Here is a 23,505-nt window from a genome sequence, read left to right on the forward strand (position 1 = left end):
ACCTAGAACCAACAGGAGGAATTGATTTAGAGAACTTTGAAGAAATCGTTCAAATCGCAGTAGACGCAGGCGTGAAAAAAATCATTCCACACGTATACAGCTCAATCATTGATTCAGAAACAGGAGATACCAGACCAGAAGACGTGAAAACATTGCTTGGAATGATGAAAAACACATTGAAAAAATAAAAGCTGAATGAGCTCGTTCTGCATTGACAGAAAAATAGGAAAAATTGACTGAGGCGCTTTTTGCCTCCTTCAGTTTTTGTCTTTTTTCCGAAGTGCCAGCTCGTGAAGCTAGAAATAGGCAGGGATCATAATGAAAATTGCAGCTTTTGGTGAAATAATGATGCGTTTGACTCCGCCAGAATATCTGATGTTAGAACAAACCAAAGAATTGCGTTTGGACTTCACTGGTACGGGAGTAAACATTTTAAGTAATTTAGCTCATTTTGGCTGTCGAACAAGTTTGATAACAAATCTTCCTGATAATCGTTTAGGACAAGCCGCCAAGGCAAGTATGCGTCAGTTGGGAATTCAAGATCAATGGGTTGGAGTCGCTGGTGATCATATTGGCTCTTATTTCGCTGAAATGGGATTTGGGCCAAGACCAACTCAAGTAACTTATCAAAATCGTAGGAATAGTTCATTTGGTGTGAGCAATGCTTCAAGTTATGATTTTGATACGTTTTTAGAGGAATTTGATTTAGTGCATATTTGTGGAATCTCATTAAGCTTAACGGAGGCGACTCGTGATGCCGCTTTTACTTTAGCTAAAAAAGCCCATGAAAAAGGGAAGAAGGTTTGTTTTGATTTTAATTTTCGTCCTAGCTTAAATGAGGATCATGATATTTCGTTTATGAAGGAACAATATGAAAAAATATTACCCTATTGTGACTTAGTTTTTGGAAGCCAACGTGATTTAACTGACCTATTAGAAATGCCTGTTAATGAATCTTTGGACTCTTCTAAACAATTTGAAGAGTTGGTTCATCGATTTATGGATAAGTACCAAATTGAGAGCTTTGCTGGAACGATTCGTCGAAGCGAAGCGGATAAACATTATTTAGTTGGATTTTTATTTGACGCAGAAACCTACGTTCAGGCGGAACCAAGGGAAGTTGTTAATTTAGATCGAATTGGTGCAGGAGACGGCTATGCAGCAGGTATATTGTTGGGTTATAGTGATGAGTGGTCGTTAATGGAAACAGTAGAGTTTGCGACAGCTAACGGCGTTTTAGCTCATACAATTCAAGGAGATGTACCCCTGACGACGATCGAACAAGTCAGACATATGATGGAACAGCCAACAGTTGATATCATTCGCTAGAAGAGTTCCATAAGTGAATAAAAAATTGATGCAATTTTGATGATATTAGTCAAAATGCGTCTTTTTTTGGTTTTTTCTGTTAATTCTGATAGCATTATTGTAGCAGAACTTAATTAAACATTGATTGTTAGATTATAAGGTACAACGGGTTTTATAAAAACATACGCTAGCCTCTGAGCAATTGAGGATGGCTTTTTAAATATTTGCTGAATTTAGCCTAATTGATTGAATTTCAAAGTCTTTATCTCAACCTCTTTCGTTCTGGCTTGTTTTTCTTTATAATAGGGGAGATAAGTAAATTTAGATAAAACATTTACGCAGATCAGATAAATTGTTATGCTTAGTAAGTTATTACTAGGATTGCATTCATAAGTTTAATATCAGGAAAATAAGTCTGTATACAGGAGGAGATCAACATGACCGATGAAAATATTTGGAAAGCGCTAGACGATGATGTTTTAAAAGATAGTATTCGAAAACGACCAAGTATGTACATTGGGGGAATTGGTCCGACTGGTTTGGAAAGCATGGTATTATTAGTATTGGATAATTTACTGCAGTTGGCAGTTGATATGAAGCAAGCGGAACTTTCGATCGAACTTTCAGAGAAGCAATTTATTTTTTCTTTTTTTAGTAAAAAAGGATTGTTTTTAGATAAAAGTCCGACAGAGCAATATACACCTCCTTATCTTTTTCTTTCTGTCGTTAACGCATTGTCTGAACAGTTGGGCTTTGGGATAGAAAAATTGGGGAAAAGAACGATTCAGATTTATCAAAATGGACAATTGAATAAAAAAGCATTGATTCCGTCAGAAGATGAAGGGCAACGAATTGAATTAGCATTTACCCCAGATGAAACGTTGTTTGGCAATAAACCATTATCTTACTTCGTTTTGTTTAATCGTTGTCAAGAATTGGCCATGCTAAACAGTGGTTTAACCATCTCATTAACTGATGGTAAAAAACAAAAAAATTATTTCTACTATGAGCAAGGACTGGTAGATTATATATTCCAAAAGGATGATAGTATCACACGAAGTGGTCAACCATTGATCATCAATACTGTCAGTGAAGGTGTGTCTATCCAAGCAGTCATATCCAAAAACGGTTCAACTAGTGTCAAAGATAGTTTTGTAAACGGACATTTACCGTCTGATGGCGGAACGCATTTTGATGGCTTTGTTCAAGGAACAGTAGAGGCAATCAATCAATTTCTTGAGGAAACGAACCGTCTGAAATATCTTACGACAGATAATTTTGATGAACGGTTTGATATGGTTCTTTCGATTAAAGTCAAACGACCGAGATACACAGGAGCTATCAAAAAGAAAATCAGAAATCCAGAATTATATAAGATCGTAAAAGAAGCCGTATTTGGGGAAGTTTCGACATTCTTGAAACGTCATCCTGCTTGGTATTTAAATTAAAATATCGATAATGACTGAAAGGTGCAGCTATGAGAATTTTTATAGATGGTGATGGTTCACCAGTGAAAGAAAGTACTATTGAAATAGCTCTTGCTTATTCAATCAATGTGTTGATTGTGACAAGTATTGATCATTATTCTATGAAAGAATATCCTAAAAACGTTTCTTTTGTATACGTGGACAAAGGAGCAGATGCAGCCGATTATAAGATTGTTCAGTTGATTAGAAGCGGTGATGTTTTAGTGACACAAGATTATGGACTCGCCTCTCTAGTACTTCCTAAAGGTGTACGAGTCTTGCATCAACTGGGCTATGAATATACAAGAGAGAATATTGCCGGATTATTGGAGCAACGCTATTTTAGTGCGAAGGTTCGCAAGAGTGGTGGTCATACCAAAGGGCCTAAAGCTTTTACACAGGCCGACCGCGAAAAGTTCAAAGAGAAGCTTATCGTATTACTCAAAGAAGTAAACGAGCCAAACGAAGAATCAGACATCCTAAAATGAATGTCTGTTTTTTCATAATAAAGGTCATTTTTTTGGTAATTTAAAACACTCTTCTCGTTTGAAAAAATAACGAAGTGGAATTTTTTCCTCTATTTCGTTATTTGTTTCTATTCGGACTAAAACTTTTATGCTAAAATATGAAAGAGCTATTTTGAATTTTTCTATTGGATACAACAATAATAGTAATGGTGTTATCTAGTTCTACAGGCGTTGTCTTTGAAAAAAGATAAAATAAGAATGAGGAAAGCGTATTTCAGTCCTAGTTCCTATTTTTCAGTCGAAGCTGAATGAGCTTGTCACACTTTAAAATTTAGGAGGAAAAGCATTTGAAGATTACATTGCTATATGGTGGGAGAAGTGAAGAACACGACGTATCTATATTGTCTGCCTATTCCGTTTTAAATGCGATTTATTATAATTACTACCAAGTCCAATTGGTTTTTATCAGTAAAGAAGGTGAGTGGGTCAAAGGTCCACTTCTATCCGAAAAACCAGAAAGTGCAGATGTTCTTAAGTTAACTTGGTCTGATAGTGGCGAAATAGATAAATGGGGAGAATTTACAGGTAAGGTGATCATGCCTTGTGAAATTAAAGAAGAAGATACGATCGTTTTCCCTGTGCTGCATGGACCTAATGGTGAAGATGGAACGATCCAAGGATTTTTAGAAACATTAGGACTCCCTTATGTGGGTGCAGGTGTCTTAGCAAGTGCGAATGCAATGGATAAAATCATGACAAAATACCTACTACAAACAGCTGGAATTCCTCAAGTACCTTATGTTCCCGTACTAAAAAGTAACTGGAAGGAAAATCCTAAAAAAGTTTTTGAACAATGCGAAGGATCATTGATTTATCCAGTTTTTGTTAAACCAGCTAACATGGGTTCCAGTGTTGGAATAAGTAAAGCTGAAAATCGTGAAGAATTGCAAAATGCCTTAGAAGAAGCCTATCGTTATGATTCTAGAGCAATCGTTGAGCAAGGTATCGAAGCACGGGAAATTGAGGTAGCCATTTTAGGTAATGAGGACGTAAGAACAACATTACCAGGGGAAATCGTTAAAGATGTTGATTTTTATGATTACAATTCAAAATATATCGATAATCAAATTACGATGCAGATTCCAGCAGAAGTACCAGATGAGGTACATCAAAAAGCACAAGAATATGCTAAAAAAGCATATACTATTTTAGATGGCAGTGGCTTAAGTCGATGTGACTTCTTTTTAACTAGTAAAAACGAATTGTTTTTAAATGAGTTGAACACAATGCCAGGGTTTACAGAGTTCAGTATGTATCCGTTGTTATGGGAAAATATGGGCTTAAAATATAATGATTTAATCGAAGAATTGATTCAATTAGCTTTAAATCGTTTTAAGCAAAGACAAAGTTTTTACGAAAGATAGACTATCGAAAGGGAGGAGACAAAACATTAGAAGTTTTGTCTCAGCCCTTTTATGGTTAGCCGCCTTATAGAAATTATTTGATTAGAAAAGTTATTTTATGTTTAAAAGGAGAGAAACCAATGAACTTAACTTTCTGGGAAGTAGCTGAAGCGACAAAAGCTACCAACAATTGGAAACAGTGGGAAGATTTTGATTTGACTGGTATTGAATTTGACAGCCGTTTAATTACACAAGGGAATTTATTTGTTCCGTTAAAAGGTGAAAATGACGGTCATTCATTTATTAAAAATGCTATGGAAAGAGGCCTTGGAGCTGCATTTTGGAGTGCACTAGAAGTTCCACCTAGCCAATTACCGATTTTACAAGTAACAGATACTTTAAAAGCGATGCAGGATTTAGCTGTTTACTATTTACAGAAGATGAAGCCTACAGTGATTGCAATTACAGGAAGTAACGGTAAAACAACCACGAAAGACATGACAGAAGCGGTTTTAGCTCAACAGTTTAAAACTTACAAGACTCAAGGAAACTATAACAATGACATCGGCTTACCTTATACTATTTTACATATGCCGGATGAAACAGAAAAACTTATTTTAGAGATGGGAATGGATCATGCGAATGAAATCGATTTTCTATCAAAATTGTCTCAGCCTGACGTAGCTGCAATTACTATGATTGGTGAAGCACATATTGAAAACCTTGGTTCTAGAGCAGGAATTGCTAAAGCTAAGATGGAAATCGTTACTGGACTTTCTGATGAGGGATTACTGCTCATACCTGCCGAAGAGTCGTTGTTAGTACCGTTGACAAAAGGATTACCGCAAACCATCAAAACATTTGGTTTTGAGCAGGCTGACTGTCAAGCAGAGATCATTGAAGCTCAAAAAGAGCAGACGACCTTTAAAATCAAAGGATCAACTAGAATATTTACGATTCCAGTTCCAGGTAAATACAATGTGGGAAATGCCTTGATTGCTATCAGTATTGGTCAATGGCTTAAGATCCCTGAAGAAAAAATCCAAAACGGATTAGCTGATTTTGAATTGACTAAGAATCGCACGGAGTGGTTAAAAACAAGTACAGGAATCGAAATCTTAAGTGATGTTTATAATGCCAATCCAACAGCAATGAATTTAGTGCTGGATAGCTTTAGTCAAATGTCCACACAAGGAAAACGGGTTGCGGTGTTAGGTGATATGCTTGAACTTGGACCAGATTCGGCTTCTATGCATGGGTCTGTCAGTGAGCATTTGAATCCAGATGAAATTTCAGAAGTTATTTTATATGGGAGTGAAATGAAAACTTTATATCAAATTCTGAAAGAAAAATACTCGGAAAAACAGCTTTATTACTTCAATAAAGAAGAGAAAGACAAGTTAATAAACACCTTAAAAAAACTTCTGGAACCTGCTGATATGGTCGTTTTAAAAGCAAGTAACGGGATGGGATTAAAGGATGTTGTGGCAGAACTACTTGAAAGTTAACAAGTTTTCATAAAACTTGCTGAAAATATAAAACTATGCTAAAATAACCTATTGCCGAAAGATCGAAGTAAAAAAATAGATTGTCTCATTCAATGAGAATACTCTATTGAATATAAAGATTAAAAAAGCTGAACGAAGTCGTTTGGCTTTTCTAGTGCCTGTAGCTTCATAAGGTGGATTTTTCGGTAACACTAATGAGAAAATAAAATAAACCTATGTTGAAGGTTTTTTGAGCACCATGAACATTTTTGAAATTAGTGAAAGTCAAATCACCTGTAACACAATTTAAGAAGAAAAAAATTTCTTCTGGAACAAACACTATTTAGGAGGATATCATTTGAAATTTAAAGAACTTGGCTTAGAAACAGAATTATTGGCATCGATCGAACGTTCAGGATTTGAAGAAGCAACACCAATTCAGGAGGAAACAATCCCTCTAGCGCTACAAGGAAAAGATGTAATTGGACAAGCTCAAACAGGTACTGGTAAAACAGCTGCTTTTGGTTTGCCTATGTTGCAAAAAATCGATACATCAAACCGTGTATTACAAGGAATCGTAATTGCACCAACACGTGAATTAGCGATCCAAACACAAGAAGAATTATACCGTTTAGGACGCGATAAAAAAATTCGTGTTCAAGCAGTATACGGTGGAGCAGATATTGGTCGCCAAATTCGCGGACTAAAAGATAATCCACATATTGTTGTAGGAACACCTGGACGTTTACTAGATCACATCAATCGCCGTACACTAAAACTAGAAACAATCGAAACATTAGTTTTAGATGAAGCAGACGAAATGTTAAACATGGGATTCTTAGAAGATATCGAAAAGATCATCTCTAAAATACCAGCAAAACGTCAAACATTACTATTTTCAGCAACAATGCCGCCTGCAATCAAAAATATCGGCGTGAAATTCATGAAAGATCCAGAACATGTGAAGATCAAAGCAAAAGAAATGACTGCTGATTTAATTGATCAATACTATGTGCGCTCAAAAGATTTTGAGAAATTCGACATCATGACTCGCTTGTTAGATGTACAAACACCAGAACTAACAATCGTTTTTGGTCGTACAAAACGCCGTGTAGATGAGTTGGCACGTGGTTTAGAAGCACGTGGATACAAAGCAGAAGGAATTCACGGAGACTTATCACAGCAAAAACGTATGAGCGTTTTACGTTCATTTAAAAATGGTAATTTAGATATTTTAGTAGCTACAGATGTTGCGGCACGTGGATTAGATATTTCAGGCGTGACACACGTCTACAACTACGATATTCCACAAGACCCAGAAAGCTACGTTCACCGTATCGGTCGTACTGGTCGTGCAGGAAAAGGCGGAATGTCTGTTACTTTCGTCACACCTAATGAAATGGGCTACCTTCATGTTATTGAAGAATTAACGAAAAAACGTATGACACCATTACGTCCGCCAAGTGAAAAAGAAGCATTTAAAGGACAATTAGGTGCAGCTATTGAAACCGTTGAAGAAAAATTAGCAGAAAATGGTCTAGAAAACTACTTGCCATCTGCTGAAAATCTTTTAGAAAAATATTCTGCTGAAGATTTAGCAGCATTACTACTAAAAACTATTTCTAAAGATCCATCAGATGCTGTTCCGGTTAAAATTACACCAGAACGACCTTTGCCATCTAATAAAAAAGGTTTCAACAAAAATAATCGCAGCGGCGGCGGTGGAAACAGCCGTAATCGTAATAAGAGCGGTGGTGGTGGCTACCGTGGTAATAAAAATAACAAAGGCACAGGCGGAAACGGTGGCGGCTTCAATAAGAGCAAAGACAACCGTTCAGCAAAACGCCACAACGATAAAAAGCGCAGCTTTGTTATTAGAGATAACTCAAATTAATAAATTCATAAAAAAATAGAAACAAGAGTTAACTTGTTTCTACATCATATTTATGTAGATTTAGACGAGAGGTTGGGACAGAAGCGTTAAATCCCGAGAAGTAAGAAGGAATCCGCAAAAAGTATTCTTCAAATTTTTGTGAATTTAGGCTTCTTTCCGAAGAGATTGCTTGTGCTCCCAGCGTTTAGTCGCAGTTAGGGTATGAGGCAAAAGTGATTTTTACTTTTGTCTCATACCTTTTCTTTGGTTTAATCTCCTTACCGACTAGATCTTTGGAAAAAAGATAAAACTTGATTGAAATAAGATTATAGTTTCTTGTTTTTTTTTCGAGGCTAAACTAGCTAGTTTAGCCTTATATTTAGTGTAGCTTCAGCAACAAATTCAGCTTTTTATTAATTTTTACATTATTATGTGGAAAATTTGCTGAAATTTGATAGAATAAGAGTAATTTATAAAATAAAAAAGAGGGCTTGGGAGAATGATAAAAGGAATTGGTATAGATATGGTAGAACTTTCAAGAATAGAAAAAATTATTATAAATAAGTCTTCTTTTATAAAAAGGGTTCTTACCGATAAAGAATATGCAATTTTTCAAAACTTACCGCATAAACGTCAAGTAGAATTTTTGGCAGGTCGTTTTGCTTGTAAGGAAGCTTTTTCTAAAGCTTGGGGTACAGGTATTGGAAATGTAGGGTTGCAAGATGTGGAAATTTTGAAAGAAGACAGTGGAGCGCCAACGGTTACAAAATCTCCTCATGACGGTAAGGTGTTTGTTTCCATCTCACATACAGATACCTTTGCAGTTGCTCAAATTATTTTGGAAACTCCCTAAAGGAATAGGAACTTACAAAAATAGTTTTGTTTTATCTACTAAATTTGAATAGAAATTGAGAAAGAAGTTGTTAATCAAAAATCAATTAATAAAGCTAGGCTATAATTGTTATAAGTTGATTTGACTGATTCTGCTCAGGCTATTTAAGAAAGAAGGACATATATGGCGGTAGGATGGCATCGTCCCACAAAGTTAGTAATCGACACACAGGCAATTCAGGAAAATGTTCGTAATGAAGTCAAACGAATGCCGCAAGGAACAGAATTGTTTGCTGTAGTTAAAGCGAATGGTTATGGACATGGAGCGGTTCAAACTGCAAAAGCAGCTATCAAGGGAGGCGCTACAGGATTTTGTGTAGCAATCGTAGATGAAGCAATAGAGCTACGAGAGGCTGGTATTACAGAACCAATACTCATTTTAAGTATCGTAGATGTTTCGTACATAGATTTGTTACTAAAATACGATCTATCCGTCACGGTAGCAACTCAAGAATGGTTGGAACAAGCAATCGATTATTTAGGCCATATAGAAACACAGGAACCATTAAAAGTACATATAAAAGTTGATACAGGTATGGGGCGGATTGGGTTTATTACACCTGAGGGCGCAAAGCAAGCAGTCGAATTAGTGCAAACATCACAGAAATTTATTTGGGAAGGCTTATTTACTCATTTTTCTGCAGCAGATGAAAAAGATGCAAGCTATTTTGAAAAACAAAACAGACGGTTTCAAGCAGTATTGGCTGTGCTGAATGAACTGCCTAAATATGTCCATGTAAGCAATAGTGCTGCAGCACTTTGGCATCCTGAAAGCATAGGGAATATGATTCGCTTTGGTATAGGGATGTACGGACTAAATCCATCTGGGCATGAGTTGCCGGAAGTTTATCCATTAAAACCTGCTTTGAGCTTAGTTTCAAGATTGATTCAAGTGAAGGAACTTCCACCAGGAGAAGGAATAGGGTATGGGCATACCTATACAACGAGTGAAAACGAATGGATAGGTATTGTACCGATCGGTTACGCAGATGGCTGGTTACGTCATTTGCAAGGATTTTCAGTACTTGTTAATGGTGAAAAATGTGAAATTATCGGAAGAATTTGTATGGATCAATGTATGATTCGGTTACCGAGAAAAGTAAATGTTGGAACACAAGTCACGCTAATTGGGAACGATCATGGAGAAAATATCACGATGCAGATGGTAGCAGATAAGTTGGAAACAATCCACTACGAAGTGGCATGTATGTTTTCCGAACGTCTGCCCAGAGAATACAAATAGAATAGGAGGTTTCAAATGGTCAAAAGGGGTGACATATATTTTGCAGACTTATCCCCTGTTGTAGGCTCAGAACAAGGGGGAGTACGGCCAGTACTTGTCATACAAAATAATTTAGGTAATCATTTTAGTCCAACCATCATTGTAGCTGCAATTACGGCAAAGATGGCAAAACCAAAATTGCCTACACATATAGGAATTAATTCGGAAGAAACTGGAATTGAACGTGATTCTGTCATTTTATTAGAACAAATTCGAACCATCGATAAAATACGTTTAAAAGAAAAAGTTTGTCATCTAAGCATAGATATTATGGACTCTGTAAATAGGGCGCTAGGCGTCAGCGTGGGAATTCTGGAAGCGGAGTTAGAAGAAGAAAATCTAGGTACATATCGTTAAGTGTATCGGGACATTTAATTGAACACATAGAACAAGTCTTACAGTTTTGTGAAGAATAATTGTTTGATTCAATGGAATAGTACAAAGTATCATTTTGTTGACTACTTATAGACTACTGATTTTTGTTATTTGATACTAAAATAACAAAAAAACTTATAACAAGAAATAGAGATAGAAAATCTACACTGTATAAATTGCTTTTCTTGGTTAAAATAATAAAAAAATGCTAAAATTTACTGAATGACATGGTGAATTTATTGACTTTTACTCGCTTTTATAAAAAAAAGTTGGCAATAACGCAACGTAATGTTACAATAAACTATGTATAATTGGGTGGAAAGTGAATAACTTTCAAAAAAGTAGATATATTTAGTGTTTTTTTATTAAGGGATAAAGGAGTTTATATTTGATGACGATTTTCATGTTTGTATTAGTTGTAATACTGTTTCTTTTCTTCAGTTATCAGTTGTATGTTCGATTCCAGCTAGAGAGTTTAGATTCTGATAGTCCAAAAATGAAGCGCAAGATTAATTTTTATAAGTATCAAGAGAATAGCCGGTCATTGTTGTTTTTAATGATTGCAGCAATTATTTTTTGTTTAATACTTTTTGGCGTACTTTACAATCAAGATAGTTTAAGAAAAGACAATAAAGATTTAGAATTGAAGATTGAAGAGATCAAGGATGCCAGAGGAGGAGCTTCTTCTGGCGCTGAAATTGAGAGCTATAAAGAAAATACATTGAAATTGGCAGAATTCCCTTGGAAAAAAGTGGTAGAAAGCCGAGATGCACAAGCTTTAGATAATTACGAACTTCAACTTTTAAGAGATTGGCAGCCTTTTTTTGGAGAGGCAAATGTAGCAATTATAATCAGCCAAAAAACGGAAACCTTGACAGTTTCGGTGTTTCCAACAGCTTTGACATTTAGTGACTTTCAAACAGCTGGGAAAAATATTGAAACCTTTATCAAAGAGTTGCAACCAGTAAAAGAAATCACAATGATTGATTTTAACTTTACATATCGAGATAAAACAAACAAATTATCTAAACAGTCAACGGTTTATTCAAGAGAGTCGAAAGACGGTAACTTAGAAAAAGTAGTATTAGACAAATAGAGTAGAGAAATAAAAGACGGGGTGTAAAAAGTATGGCAAAGAGACGGTTAATTAAGAAAATTAACGAGGTTTCCGAAGAAGAATTATCACAGGATGTTGATTTTAATACGGAGAGTGAGCAACCAAGAACTACTGTAACAGCAAACAATAGCAGTTTGGTAGCAGAACAGGAACAAGAAATTACTCGTTTAAGAGAACTAATCGAAGAATACAGAATGCAAGAATCTGAGTTCGAACAAAATAAAGAAGAAAATTTCCGCTTATCTCAACAAAATAAACAATTAGTAATCAAAGTTGAAAGCAATCAAGATGAACTTGAACGATTAAAAGAGAAGAATGATGAATTAGCGACACAACTAAATCAAAAAGAAACAGAAATTTTTGAATTAGAAGATGCCAATGAATCAGCAGATTCCACAGAAGAAATCAATCGTTTGAAGACACAAATAGCAGAACTGAAAAAAGAGAATATCAGTGGTCAAGAACAGATTGCTTATCTTGAGACAGCGCTTGTTGAAAAAGACAAAGCGTTAGAAATGCAAATTCTAGAAAAAGAAAAAGAGATACAACAACTACAAGCTGATCTAGCAGCCCGAGGATCAATCGGAGAAAAACAAGAAGCATTGGAGACGGTGAAGATGGAATTAGAATCATTGAATGAAAAACTTCAAACTACTGATAAAGAAAATCAAGAGTTGACACAAAAACTTTCTGTTCTTCAAGAACAAATGCGCCAACTACAACAAGAAAATCAAGAATTAAAAGACAAAGAGATTTCATTAGCAACAAATAGCGATGTTTCTGTTGATAATAGCCGTGTTGAAGGCTTGAAGAAAGAATTAGAAACAGTTTTAAAAGATAAGAGCGAATTAGAAATTAATCTAGGCCGTATCCAAGGTTTGAATGATAAATATTCTATTCAAAAAAATGTCTTTGAATCTGAATTAGCTGGACTAAGAAGTATCTATAAAGAAAAAGAAGAAGAACTAGAGAGTTTAAATGCAGAACTAGAAACAATGCGTAATATGTCAGCAACAGGTGAAGCTTCTGGAAATCAATTAGCTGAACTATTGCAGGCGAAACAACAAATCAATGATTTATTATTGAAAAATCAATCATTACAAGAAGAAGCCTTGAAATCACAACAAGAAATCGGTGAAGTAATGGTTTCTGCCAAGAAAGAAGCAAATAGAATTATCAGTGAAGCACAAGTTGAAGCGAAGCATATGATTAATTCAGCAGAGCTTGAAATGCTAAATATTGGTAACCGTGCGAAAAATATCTCTAATGAAGTAGAAGAATCTAAGAATGAAGTAATGACAATTTATCGTGAGTTAGAAGAACGTTTAAGCAAGCTATCACGTTTAGATAAAACTGGAAACTAATTCACTTACTATACGCCAAATGAAGGGGAGAACAATATGAAAAAACGAATCAATAAAAAATACTCTGTCTTGTTGATTTTTTCGACAATATTGTTTAGTACTGCTATTTACTCTATTTCTGATTCAGTTGTTTTAGGCGCATCAGCAGGCGGAGCTGTTTCGGTACCAACTGCAGGTGTTGGCGCTGATGCACCACCACCAGCGCCCGTTGTACCGTCAGTTCAGGAAATAGATCCCCCTAAAAGAGAAACAACCGCTGAGGGTACTTCTACTTCTTCTGCTGAGAACAAGAACAGTGAAGCACCTAAGGAAGTATACATTGTAAAAGACGGTCAGACGTTATGGGAGATTGCTCAAGACTCAGGCCAGTCGGTTCAAACGTTAATGAATAAGAATCAGCTTAGTAGTGGTGTCATTATTGAAGGACAAGAATTAGTATTTGATTGAGCAGATACGCATTGTTAAGTTGCTAAGATGAAATAGAACGTTGCACTTTTCGTTAGATGTTCAATGGATGTTTGGCGAGTGGCACAGAACTTTTTCAAAGTTTTGTGCCACTCGCTTTTTTAAATCCGAAAGAATGCACGTAAGGTTAAGTTGATCGAATAAGATCATTATTGACATGTTTAAAGAAGTGTATAAAAATTAAAAGATACTTTAAAAGATGCTGAAAAGTCCAGTTAGTGGTAGTAATGTAGGAATTAATACTGGATATTTCCAATGGGTTTTATATGGAAAATTTCACAGTAGTCTGTTATTCTTAATTAAGAGTATTAATCGGTATGATGATTGAGGTGTGCCATGGATGAAATAAACGAACGTTTTAGACTGCTAAAACGACAATTAAAAAGGAAATTTAATAATACTAAAAAAACAAAAAGTAAAAATAAAAAGAGAAAAAACTCGCAATCTAACTCTTTAGCTAAAAAGAAACGACCGGAACCAAGAGAACGAGTGAGTTCAGTAAGAGAAGACCGTACTATCAAATCAAGACCTAAGGAAGAGTTAGTCAGAAAATCTGTTCCTTCCAATAAAAGAAGAAAAAAGAAAAAGTTATCGAAAGAAGAATTTGAAAAAAGAAAGAAGAAAAAAAGAAAAGAAAATATCATTGAAATCATCAAATTTATGTTTCCAATAGTGATATTTGCAGTATTTGTTTTTTTCTTCATCTTAAACACGTCTCCTCACATGGTAGATGGGGACTCAATGAAACCAACATTATTAAATGGGGATAGGGTTATCGTTCGCCGTACAAAAGAACCCAAAAGATATGAGGTTATTACATTTAAACCACCCGTAAAAAGTGAGTTTCAATATGTTAAGCGGATTATTGGTATGCCAGGAGATCTAGTGTGGACAGAAGGAAACGATTTATTCATTAATCATCAGGCAGAATCCTTACCCAAAGCATCGGAATTATCTGCTGCGAATGAATTACCTGATGGAACAATCAAAATAAATGTATCAGAAGAGTCTTTGGATCAAATGTCACAACTGAAAAAAATTCCCAAGGGACATTATTTTGTATTAGGAGATAATCGAAACAACTCTAGTGATAGTAGAGCCTTTGGTTTGGTGGATGGCCAGGCGATTGAAGGGGTAGTTTCGTTTAGATTTGCGCCGTTTGATCACATAGGATGGATAAAATAAAAAAAACAATAGATTTTTATTGTTTTTTTATTTTATAGAAAAATCAAAATGTTATTATTTTTATGGGGATTTTAAAAAATAAAAAAAATAAAATAAGAACGTATGCTACTATATAATTATGACTATTCTCATTAAATTTAATGGGTGCATAGAAAACAGAGAACATCCAGTTGGTGTTCTCTGTTATAATTTCAATTAGTGATACGTAAATAAGGTACTAATCATCTTGTGTCAATCAGTTTTATAATCAGTTTTTCTATTTCTGTCATATCATAGCTATTACCGATATCTGAAAAGATATAGACTAATTCTTGTTTTTCAGAGATTGATTCACTATAAATATTGGACAGTAGTATATCGTAGTGGCTATCTTCTTTGCAAGCTTCTGCTTTAATAGGATATTTATGACCTAAAACATTGGTTAAATGTTGGATAACTAAATCACCAATAAAAGGATTCAACGAATGATAGACACCAATTGCAATTTTTTCTTCGTTTAGCTCAGCGATATGATTTAAAATAATTGTATAGTGAATCTCAGTAAATTTATTTTTATAGCTGCCCTTTTCGCCATCTTGATCAAACTTTTTTGTAGCGATATCCATCAATTCAAAAACTTCATTACCCGAAAATGGATGCCGATGTGCATTGACGATTGATTTTATCGTCCAGCTGTCAAAAGGGAGGATGAAACCATCAAAATAATAAAGTTGAGAATGTAGCTGAAATAACAAATTTTCAATATACAACAAACGAGCCGATGAAGCATAGCTTGATAAATAGCCTTGTTGTTTTAAATATTTTAAGATAACTTTATTCATATAATTTAAATAAGAACTTTCTCTGCGTTGTTTTTCCGCCAATCTGAATGCAAATGAAGAATTAGGCGAAAAATTATGCAAAGAACAAAAGAAGTCATAAAACATGTACGCTTCGTAAATAGTATATGGACGATCGATCTTTTTCATATATGTATGTAAGGCTAAATTAATTTCTTCAAATAACGGCCGATCGGGATAATCGTAATTTGGACTGATGACCGGATTGAATTCAGTAGTGAGTCGTCTGAAGGAAATTTTCATCCACAATTTAATCTGAAGAACTTCAGTTGGATCAAAAGCTAGATTAAGAGACTCTTTTAAAATATCTACAAATCCTAGATATTGATTAGCGGTTTCCTTTTCCAAACTGGATTTATCTTCAAAAAGAAACCAAAAGAAGCTAAAGAAGAAATAGCGTATCTGCTTTTCTTCGCCGATCAGTTTTCCACGTTTGATTTGTAAATGAAATTCTTTTAGGAGTTCATTTAACTCAGTAATTTTACGATAATAGGTTGCAGAACTGATCGCATAATTCAGCTGAAAATAATCACAGGTCAATTCACCTTTAGTGAATAACTGATTGACCATTTGAAATTTAATTGATTTTTCTAGAAAAAGAACAACAACTTTCTTTAATGGAAATGTTGGGTGTTTTTTCAAAGAAATATTTTCACCTTGTAGAGTTATTTCGACTTCTTTATCTACGTTATTTTCTTCAAGAAAACTTTGCAGGAAAGATAAATATTCATTCAAAGTTGGTAAGCTAATTTGAAACTCACTGACTAACTCATTTTTTGTCGCATTGCCTTGATTGTTGTATAAAAATAATAGTATATCATTCATATAATCGAAGGGCTTTTCTAAAAAATCTCGTTTTAGCATAATAGACACCTCACTTTAAGGATACTTGATTCATAGGAAAATGGCAATACGCAACTTATAAAAAGAAATATGTAACGTATTAATGTTAAAAAAATTGATTTATATATAACCAAACAGAGTGTTTTTTTGTTTATATGATTTTTACGATGATTTATTTGATTGAAAGGAGAGTAATCTTGGTGAAAGTAGTAATTATTGGGGCCTCGCATGGCGGTCTTCAGGCAGCATTAACATTAAAAAAATTAAATTCTCAAACTGAGGTTATTTTAATTGATAAGAGAAGTGAAGTCAGTTTTGTGTCAAGCGGGATTGTTTTGAGAATGAATCAAATGGTTGATGAACTGAATAAAGTAAGGTATCTTACTTCAGAAGAATTGATTGGTAAAGGTGTAGATGTGTTACTTAATGCTACAGTTACTACAATAAATCCAGACCAAAAAATAATTGTCTATCAAGATTCTCAAGGCAAAATACATGAAGTAAGCTATGAAAAATTGATTATTGCCACAGGTTCAAACCAATTTTCTACTAATCTAACACTGCCAAGTAAAGAGAAAGTTACTGTATTTAAAAACTATCCTAGTTCTGTGGAAGTGTTGGAAAAATTGGAAAAAGCAAAATCTATTTCAATTGTTGGTGGTGGATATATTGGAGTAGAGTTGTGTGATGCATTAAAAGATCTGGGAAAAGAAATTCATTTGATTGAAAGTGCTGATTCAGTGCTTTTTCGTTATTTAGGAAAAGAAATTTCTTCAATTATTGAAGAAAAAATTAAAAAATCTGGAGTAATTCTTCATCTGAACGAAAGTGTTATTGGATTTTCAGATGTTGAGGAAGAAATGTTTATAACGAAAACAACTAACGAAGAAATCAGAAATGATTATGTCATAGTTGCAGTGAATGCTCGTCCAGATACGTCTTTAGTAAAAGAATTCTTAGATTTAAAAGCAAATGGAACGATTCGTGTAAACGAACAGATGCAGACAAGTGATCCTGATATTTTTGCAGTAGGAGATGTGATTGCTTATCCGGTTCGTAATAGTTATCGAAAATCATTTATTCCTTTGGTAAACAATGTTGTAAGGAGTGCCACTGTTGCAGCCGTGAACGTATTGGGTCACCCAATGAAATACAATATGACTCAAAAAACAACAGCAACTAAAATTTTCAACAACTATGTTGCTAGTACAGGTTTAACAGAGATAGAAGCAAAATTTGAAGGAATTGAAGTCGAAAGTATTTTTTTAACATTGCCATGCCAGTTGCCTTATCTTGAATTGCAAGAAGAAGTACATATCAAAATGGTCTTCGAAAAAGGTACCCAAAAGTTGATCGGTGGTCAGTTGATGTCTGAAAAGGATATTACACAATCAATAAACACTCTATCTTTAGCAATCGACAAAGGAACAAGTTTGGAAGAATTGGTTACGATGGATTTTTATTTTAATCCAGCAATTAATCAACCAATGGATATTATCAGCCGAGCGGCATATGAATTTTTGATTGAAAAGTACAGAGTATAAATGTTTCATGACATAGTTTTACGTTAAATTTATTAAATAGAAGTTTAGACATAAGAATGATTAAAAGACATTCTATCTTCTTCTAATTTCTTTAAAAGAGGATAGAATTGATGCTCAAGTCTGCTCGGTTGTTTTAAGTCTAGTGGGGCTTTTTATTTTCAGGACTTGTTTGTACAATTTTAATATTATCTGAAAAAAAAGCAAATTACTTCTACTTATTATTATTTAAGCTTATAATAGAATAAAATTCTAGGGGGGATAGCCGATGAAAGCAGAAGAAAAGAAATTTTATGACTTCATAATAGATCGAACCAAAGCCGATCATCAAGAAGACATGAAGCATTTGCTAGCAGAATTGATGGAAAGAAAATCAACGGATAAACTCGATAAGATGTATCTTATGAGTGTGGTCCCTAGAGCACTTTCTTATTTAGATCCTGATTCAGTTAATGAAGTGAAAAAAGTAGTATCAGATTATTCAGCAAAACTATAAGCTAAAAAAATAAAGGCAAGCTGATTCATTTGGATGAGTTTGCCTTTTTTAGAGTGTCAGGAAGAGCTGATAGTGGAAAATCACTTAATTGGTGTGTAATAGTAAGTACATATTTTGAGATCTCTACGACAATTCAGGAAACTTGTCGTAGAAATAGACAAAAATCAGTTTTTTCATTTGTTATTGATAAAAAAGTTATGCTAAAGTAAATCAGTCATTAAAAAGAATGGGTGAACAGAATGAAACATATAAAAAATACATTGAAGTTATTTAAATTAGATTGGCAACGCATTTTTAAAAACCCAATCGCTACGTTTTTGATTATTGCACTGATGATTATTCCATCGCTTTATGCATGGTTCAATATCAAAGCTTTGTGGGATCCGTATGCGAACACAGGAGAATTGCCGATAGCAGTTTATAGCGATGATAAACCTGCAAGTTTTAAAGGCAAAGAAGTGAATATTGGTGATGAAGTGCTTAAAAATCTTCATGAAAATAAGCAGTTAGGCTGGAAGTTTGTTGATTCAAAACAAGAATTGGATAAAGGGGTAAAATCTGGAAAGTACTATGCAGGTATTTATTTACCAAAAGACTTTTCTAAAGACCTATTAAGCTTTACCACTGGAGAGATCACAAAGCCTAAAATAGACTATTCAATCAATGAAAAGATTAATGCCATTGCACCAAAAATTGCAGACAAAGGCGCATCTTCTTTGCAAGCACAAATCACAGATCAATTTATTCAAACAGCTAGCAGTACATTAGTTAGTGTGTTTAATGAAATTGGGTATAATCTAGATTCTAATTTAGTCAGTATCACAAAAGTAAGAAACATGATTCTTTCAACAGATGAAAATATTAATCAAATTGATAAATATACACAAGAAGTTGTAGCACTTCATGGAAAAATACCCGAGTTAAAAACAAAATTAGGTAAAGCCAATGAGTTTGTGGGATACCTTCCTCAAGTGGATGCCTTAGGTGCAAAACTAGTCGATCTAAATGATAAAATGCCGACCATCAAAGAGCAGGCGAAAGTTATATTAACACTGCAGGAGAAAATACCTGAAATCCAAAATGCTGGTAAACAATTAGCAATGATCGATGAAGATTTCGCTTCTGTTGAACAAACAATGAATGAAGGAATAAATGAAGCAAAACAAGGCTTGCTGATTATTCAAGGCGTTCAAGGTGCATTGCCGGAGATTCAAAAATTAGGTGATCAAGCGGACAGTCTAGCAACTGCAACGTCTGAAGGTGCTGCAAAATTACAAGAAGCATTGCCGGGTATCACTAGTAGCATGAAAGTAACACTCCAAGCAATTTCAACCATTAGTTCGAGTGTTGCCTCTGTCGTTGAGCAATTGCGGAACAATCATTTGACACCAGAAGAACGCGAAGTATTAAAACAACAGCTATCTGATAGCTTAGGGCGTCAACAAGCTGTCATTCAACAACTGATCCAAACCATGACTCAGATTCAAGAAGCTGCTGGAAATCAAGAGTTACAGCCGACCATTGCTAAACTGAATACAGTTAACAACATGATCTCAGTTTTAAAAGCTAAAGTTGATAGTTTGGATGTAAATGCAATTACTGATGCCGATTTAGAAGCGATTCAAAATACTGCAAATGATATTGCAGCAACTGCTGGAAGTATTGATGTTGATGCAGTTTCAACAATGGTCAATAATATTTTAACTAAATTAATCAGCACCATTAGTACGGCACAAGATCTGCTGAATAAAGCAAAACAAATTGATTTTGCTGCGTTACTAAGTTCAACGGAAGCAACTGTATCTAACGCAATTGGAATTTTAGAAAAATACCAAGCGGAATTACCCGCAATCAAACAAGAAATCCATGATGCGAATGTTCTATTGAACGGTCATATGGATACGATTGTAAATGGCATTAATAAAGGAGCCGATTTATATAATAATGAATTACCAGTTATCCAAGAAAAATTAGGGTTAGCTGCCTCGTTCATTCAAAATGACTATCCAGGAATTAAAGAAAACATTACTGGTACATTAAAAACAGTGAACGAAAAAATGCCAGATCTGGAAGCCGCTTTGGATAAAGCGAATGACTTAATCCAAAATGACTGGCCAAATATCAAATCAGGGCTCCATAAAGCCGCAGAAGCAATTCGCAAAGGGGAAAAGGATGTTGACCTTGGCGAAGTTATAAAACTGCTTAAAATGGATGCTACAGCTGAAAGTGACTTCTTTACGAAACCAGTAGAAATTGCTGAGAATAAAATTTATCCAATTGCTAATAATGGATCTGCTAGTACACCATTTTATACAGCACTTTGTTTATGGGTAGGAGCTGTTTTATTTTCAAGTGTTGCTACAACTGATTTTTATCTAGACGAAAAAGACCGCGGGAAATATTCAAAACGGGAACAATTTTCTGCGAGAATGATGACTTTCTTAGTGATGGGGTTGGCACAAGCCTTGATTGTTACTCTAGGAAATTATTTCTTATTAGGTGTAGACGTAAGACAACCGGTTTATAGTGTGTTGTTTGCCTTGTTAATTGGTTTTTCTTTTATGATGATGGTGTATGTACTAGTAGGACTTTTTGGAAATGTAGGTAAAGGTGCTGCGATTATTATCTTAGTTCTCTCCATTTCTGGAGGAGGAGGGAATTATCCCATCCAAGTTTCTGGAAAATTCTTCCAATTTATTAATCCATTTTTACCATTTACCCATGCAGTGAATTTACTGAGGGAGTCTGCTGGAGGAATCTATTGGCCGAACGCTTGGAAAGCGATCATTATTTTAGCTATGATCAGTATCGTTTTCTGTGTATTAGGGATTTTCTTATATCCATTTATTGAAGAAAAGACGAAAAAATTGGCAAATGTTTCTCATGAAAGTCGTATTTTCCATTAAAGATAAGTGATATATCAGATAAAAAAGATTGAGGCAGTCCTTTTATAAGGATGTTTCAATCTTTTTTGCTAAAGTTACGACTTCAAGGTGCACCTAATAAAAAAACAAAGATCTCCGATCAATCAACTTGGGTTGTGCTAAACAATAAAAAGTCACTAAAAAACAAAAGGTTTTACTATACAAAGAATTGAAATCATTTTATAGTGTTAAGAATGCTAAAACGAGGTAGGGATTGTTATGATAAATGTTTTAATTAATCATTTTGAAAAGAGACAACAAAAAAAATCAGATATTCGAACAGCATTTGGTGTTTTTGCCGGAGTTATCGGCTTATTATCTAACATGTTGCTTTTTGTAAGTAAGTTATTGATTGGTTTGGTTTCAGGAAGTGTATCGATCATGGCAGATGCGATGAATAATTTATCGGATACGATTTCTTCTGTTTTGACTTTAGTGGGCTTTCATATAGCAGGGAAACCAGCGGATAAAGAACATCCTTATGGACACGAACGTTTTGAATATATTAGTGGAATGTTGGTTTCATTGTTGATTACGTTTGTCGGCTTTCAATTTTTTATGACATCGATCGATCGAATCATAGAACCGCAAAGCATCAAAGTGACGCCAGTGATCTTGATAGTATTGTTAGTTTCTATCTTTATTAAAGTTTGGCAAGGTGTTTTTTATCAACGGGTTGCTAAAAAAATTGATTCTAATACGTTGGTTGCAACCGCTAAAGATAGTTTTAATGATGTATATACGACGGTTGCCGTTTTAGTTTCAGCATCTGTAGAAGGGATTACTGGTCTTAAAATCGATGGATATGTGGGGCTGTTGATTGCTTGTTACATTATTTATAGCGGTCTGCAGTTGATTCGGGAATTTGTGAATGAGTTGATGGGAATAAGACCCGATCAAGCAGCTATTGATGAAATGAAGGGATATCTATCTTCTGTTCCAGAAATTGTTGGTTATCATGATTTATTGATCCATCAATATGGGCCCAATAAGACATTTGCGTCAGTCCACATTGAAATAGATGATCGTTGGAATTTAACGCAGGCTCATGAAACGATAGATGAGATTGAGAATAAATTTAAAGAACAATTAGGTGTTGATCTAGTTTGTCATATTGATCCAGTAAACTTGTACGATCAAACACAGCAGTTCATTCATCAAGAACTGAAAAAAATTATTAAAGGAATCAATAGCGAATTAAAAGGTCATGATATTCGTTTGGTTCATCATGGTGGGAAACCTCGTATATTGTTTGATTTGGTTGTTCCAAACGATTTTAAAGCAACAGATCAAGAATTAAAAATACGTATTCAAGAACAAGTTTATAGAAAAATTGGTGATTATACAGTTGAAGTGACATTTGATCACAATTATTTGTTATGAATGTTATCTTAATTATATTAAAAAAGTGAATTATTTTTGTTTTTTCTCAAAAAACATCTAAAATTAGTTATTTTAACTAAAAATTTGAAAAAAACTCCCTTCCCTAACATGTTAACATAGGTATGTATGTTAGGAGGAGTTGTAAATGGATATAAATTTATTAGTTATTCTATATTTAATGGTTGTTGTAATCGTTGTTTTGACTTTGGTCACGGTAAGAGATAAACAATTAATACAAAATTTGTTGGTGAAAAAAGATAAGCAACAAGAAGAAATAATGGATTTAAAGTTGGAGAAAGTCCGTTTAAAACATATAATAAAAATGCAGGATGAAACAATTTCTCATATGCTGAATTCAAATGCCCACTACCACAAACAGTTAGGACAACCAAAGAGTTATTCATTAGAAGAACCAATTGTTCAAGAGTGGCATCTAGATGAATTAAGAAGTATGAATCAAGACTACTATTGATCAAAAAAAAGACTGGCCGAAATAGCTTGGAGATTTTGAGCTAGTCCTTTTGTGATAAGAAATCGTTCTTTCTATTATTACTTGGATCATAGACATTGGTCTAATAATGAAAAAGGCACAGACTGCATAAAAGTCTGTGTCTTTTTTATTATCCATGGAACGCTAAAACAAACGCAATGAATTAAAGAAAATCAAGGGTCTGAGAATTTCTTTAATAGAAAAAGAGGAAGGGATGAATATTTAAATAGTTCAATAAGTAAATAATTGACAATTTTAGACTAGAAGCGTAGCATATGTGATTGTTTATGGAAAAATACGTGCTTT

Annotated in this window: 20 protein-coding genes; 19 read left to right on the forward strand and 1 reads right to left on the reverse strand. The window is 34.3% G+C overall.

The window, feature by feature from the left end; all coding sequences use genetic code 11:
• From BCR23_RS04450 to lepB, 14 genes are all read left to right on the forward strand, one after another.
• On the forward strand, positions 1-188 hold a 188-nt coding region (locus tag BCR23_RS04450), incomplete at its 5' end, for a KDGP aldolase (RefSeq protein ID WP_141706695.1).
• Between the two features lie 130 nt (positions 189-318).
• Positions 319-1,329, forward strand: coding sequence for a sugar kinase (locus tag BCR23_RS04455; protein ID WP_069634288.1), 1,011 nt, complete (start codon positions 319-321; stop codon positions 1,327-1,329).
• Between the two features lie 416 nt (positions 1,330-1,745).
• Positions 1,746-2,756 (forward strand): DNA topoisomerase IV subunit B family protein, encoded by a 1,011-nt coding sequence (locus tag BCR23_RS04460; RefSeq protein WP_069634289.1) that lies wholly within the window; start codon positions 1,746-1,748, stop codon positions 2,754-2,756.
• Between the two features lie 29 nt (positions 2,757-2,785).
• On the forward strand, positions 2,786-3,262 hold the full coding sequence (locus BCR23_RS04465; protein ID WP_069634290.1) for a YaiI/YqxD family protein: 477 nt from the start codon (positions 2,786-2,788) through the stop codon (positions 3,260-3,262).
• A gap of 326 nt (positions 3,263-3,588) precedes the next feature.
• The gene (locus BCR23_RS04470; protein WP_069634291.1) at positions 3,589-4,665 is read left to right on the forward strand and encodes a D-alanine--D-alanine ligase; all 1,077 of its coding nucleotides are present in this window, start codon (positions 3,589-3,591) and stop codon (positions 4,663-4,665) included.
• A gap of 119 nt (positions 4,666-4,784) precedes the next feature.
• Complete coding sequence (locus BCR23_RS04475) at positions 4,785-6,152, forward strand: UDP-N-acetylmuramoyl-tripeptide--D-alanyl-D-alanine ligase (RefSeq protein WP_069634292.1); 1,368 nt, start codon at positions 4,785-4,787, stop codon at positions 6,150-6,152.
• Between the two features lie 337 nt (positions 6,153-6,489).
• Positions 6,490-8,025: a degradosome RNA helicase CshA gene (gene cshA / locus BCR23_RS04480; protein ID WP_069634293.1), complete on the forward strand. Its 1,536-nt coding sequence runs from the start codon at positions 6,490-6,492 to the stop codon at positions 8,023-8,025.
• A 478-nt stretch (positions 8,026-8,503) separates the two neighbouring features.
• Positions 8,504-8,857 carry a holo-ACP synthase gene (acpS, locus tag BCR23_RS04485; protein WP_069634294.1) on the forward strand — a complete coding sequence of 118 codons (354 nt, stop codon included), beginning with the start codon at positions 8,504-8,506 and terminating at the stop codon, positions 8,855-8,857.
• A gap of 162 nt (positions 8,858-9,019) precedes the next feature.
• Complete coding sequence (gene alr / locus BCR23_RS04490) at positions 9,020-10,138, forward strand: alanine racemase (protein ID WP_069634295.1); 1,119 nt, start codon at positions 9,020-9,022, stop codon at positions 10,136-10,138.
• A gap of 15 nt (positions 10,139-10,153) precedes the next feature.
• A complete protein-coding gene (locus BCR23_RS04495; protein WP_069634296.1) occupies positions 10,154-10,534 on the forward strand; it encodes a type II toxin-antitoxin system PemK/MazF family toxin in 381 nt (126 codons plus the stop codon).
• Between the two features lie 409 nt (positions 10,535-10,943).
• Positions 10,944-11,648, forward strand: a complete 705-nt coding sequence (locus BCR23_RS04500) for a hypothetical protein (RefSeq protein WP_069634297.1) — start codon at positions 10,944-10,946, stop codon at positions 11,646-11,648.
• 32 nt (positions 11,649-11,680) lie between these two features.
• The gene (locus BCR23_RS04505) at positions 11,681-13,033 is read left to right on the forward strand and encodes a coiled-coil domain-containing protein (protein WP_069634298.1); all 1,353 of its coding nucleotides are present in this window, start codon (positions 11,681-11,683) and stop codon (positions 13,031-13,033) included.
• A 36-nt stretch (positions 13,034-13,069) separates the two neighbouring features.
• On the forward strand, positions 13,070-13,480 hold the full coding sequence (locus tag BCR23_RS04510) for a LysM peptidoglycan-binding domain-containing protein (protein ID WP_069634299.1): 411 nt from the start codon (positions 13,070-13,072) through the stop codon (positions 13,478-13,480).
• Between the two features lie 354 nt (positions 13,481-13,834).
• The gene (gene lepB / locus BCR23_RS04515) at positions 13,835-14,683 is read left to right on the forward strand and encodes a signal peptidase I (RefSeq protein ID WP_083241885.1); all 849 of its coding nucleotides are present in this window, start codon (positions 13,835-13,837) and stop codon (positions 14,681-14,683) included.
• Between the two features lie 221 nt (positions 14,684-14,904).
• Here the strand turns inward: lepB and BCR23_RS04520 are convergent, their stop codons facing one another.
• Positions 14,905-16,386, reverse strand: a complete 1,482-nt coding sequence (locus BCR23_RS04520) for a helix-turn-helix domain-containing protein (protein WP_069634300.1) — start codon at positions 16,384-16,386, stop codon at positions 14,905-14,907.
• A gap of 179 nt (positions 16,387-16,565) precedes the next feature.
• On the opposite strand from BCR23_RS04520, the gene BCR23_RS04525 reads away from it, so the two are divergent.
• The 5 genes from BCR23_RS04525 to BCR23_RS04545 all read left to right on the forward strand — a co-directional run bounded on the left by BCR23_RS04525 (position 16,566) and on the right by BCR23_RS04545 (position 23,181).
• Complete coding sequence (locus BCR23_RS04525; protein WP_069634632.1) at positions 16,566-17,909, forward strand: FAD-dependent oxidoreductase; 1,344 nt, start codon at positions 16,566-16,568, stop codon at positions 17,907-17,909.
• Between the two features lie 265 nt (positions 17,910-18,174).
• Positions 18,175-18,402, forward strand: coding sequence for a hypothetical protein (locus tag BCR23_RS04530; RefSeq protein ID WP_069634301.1), 228 nt, complete (start codon positions 18,175-18,177; stop codon positions 18,400-18,402).
• A 239-nt stretch (positions 18,403-18,641) separates the two neighbouring features.
• On the forward strand, positions 18,642-21,308 hold the full coding sequence (locus tag BCR23_RS04535; protein WP_069634302.1) for a YhgE/Pip domain-containing protein: 2,667 nt from the start codon (positions 18,642-18,644) through the stop codon (positions 21,306-21,308).
• A 237-nt stretch (positions 21,309-21,545) separates the two neighbouring features.
• Complete coding sequence (locus tag BCR23_RS04540) at positions 21,546-22,709, forward strand: cation diffusion facilitator family transporter (protein ID WP_069634303.1); 1,164 nt, start codon at positions 21,546-21,548, stop codon at positions 22,707-22,709.
• A gap of 145 nt (positions 22,710-22,854) precedes the next feature.
• Positions 22,855-23,181: a hypothetical protein gene (locus tag BCR23_RS04545; protein ID WP_069634304.1), complete on the forward strand. Its 327-nt coding sequence runs from the start codon at positions 22,855-22,857 to the stop codon at positions 23,179-23,181.
• Positions 23,182-23,505: the final 324 nt, after the last annotated feature.

Origin of the sequence: Enterococcus quebecensis (assembly GCF_001730365.1) — a bacterium.
Taxonomy (GTDB): Bacteria; Bacillota; Bacilli; order Lactobacillales; family Enterococcaceae; genus Enterococcus_L; species Enterococcus_L quebecensis.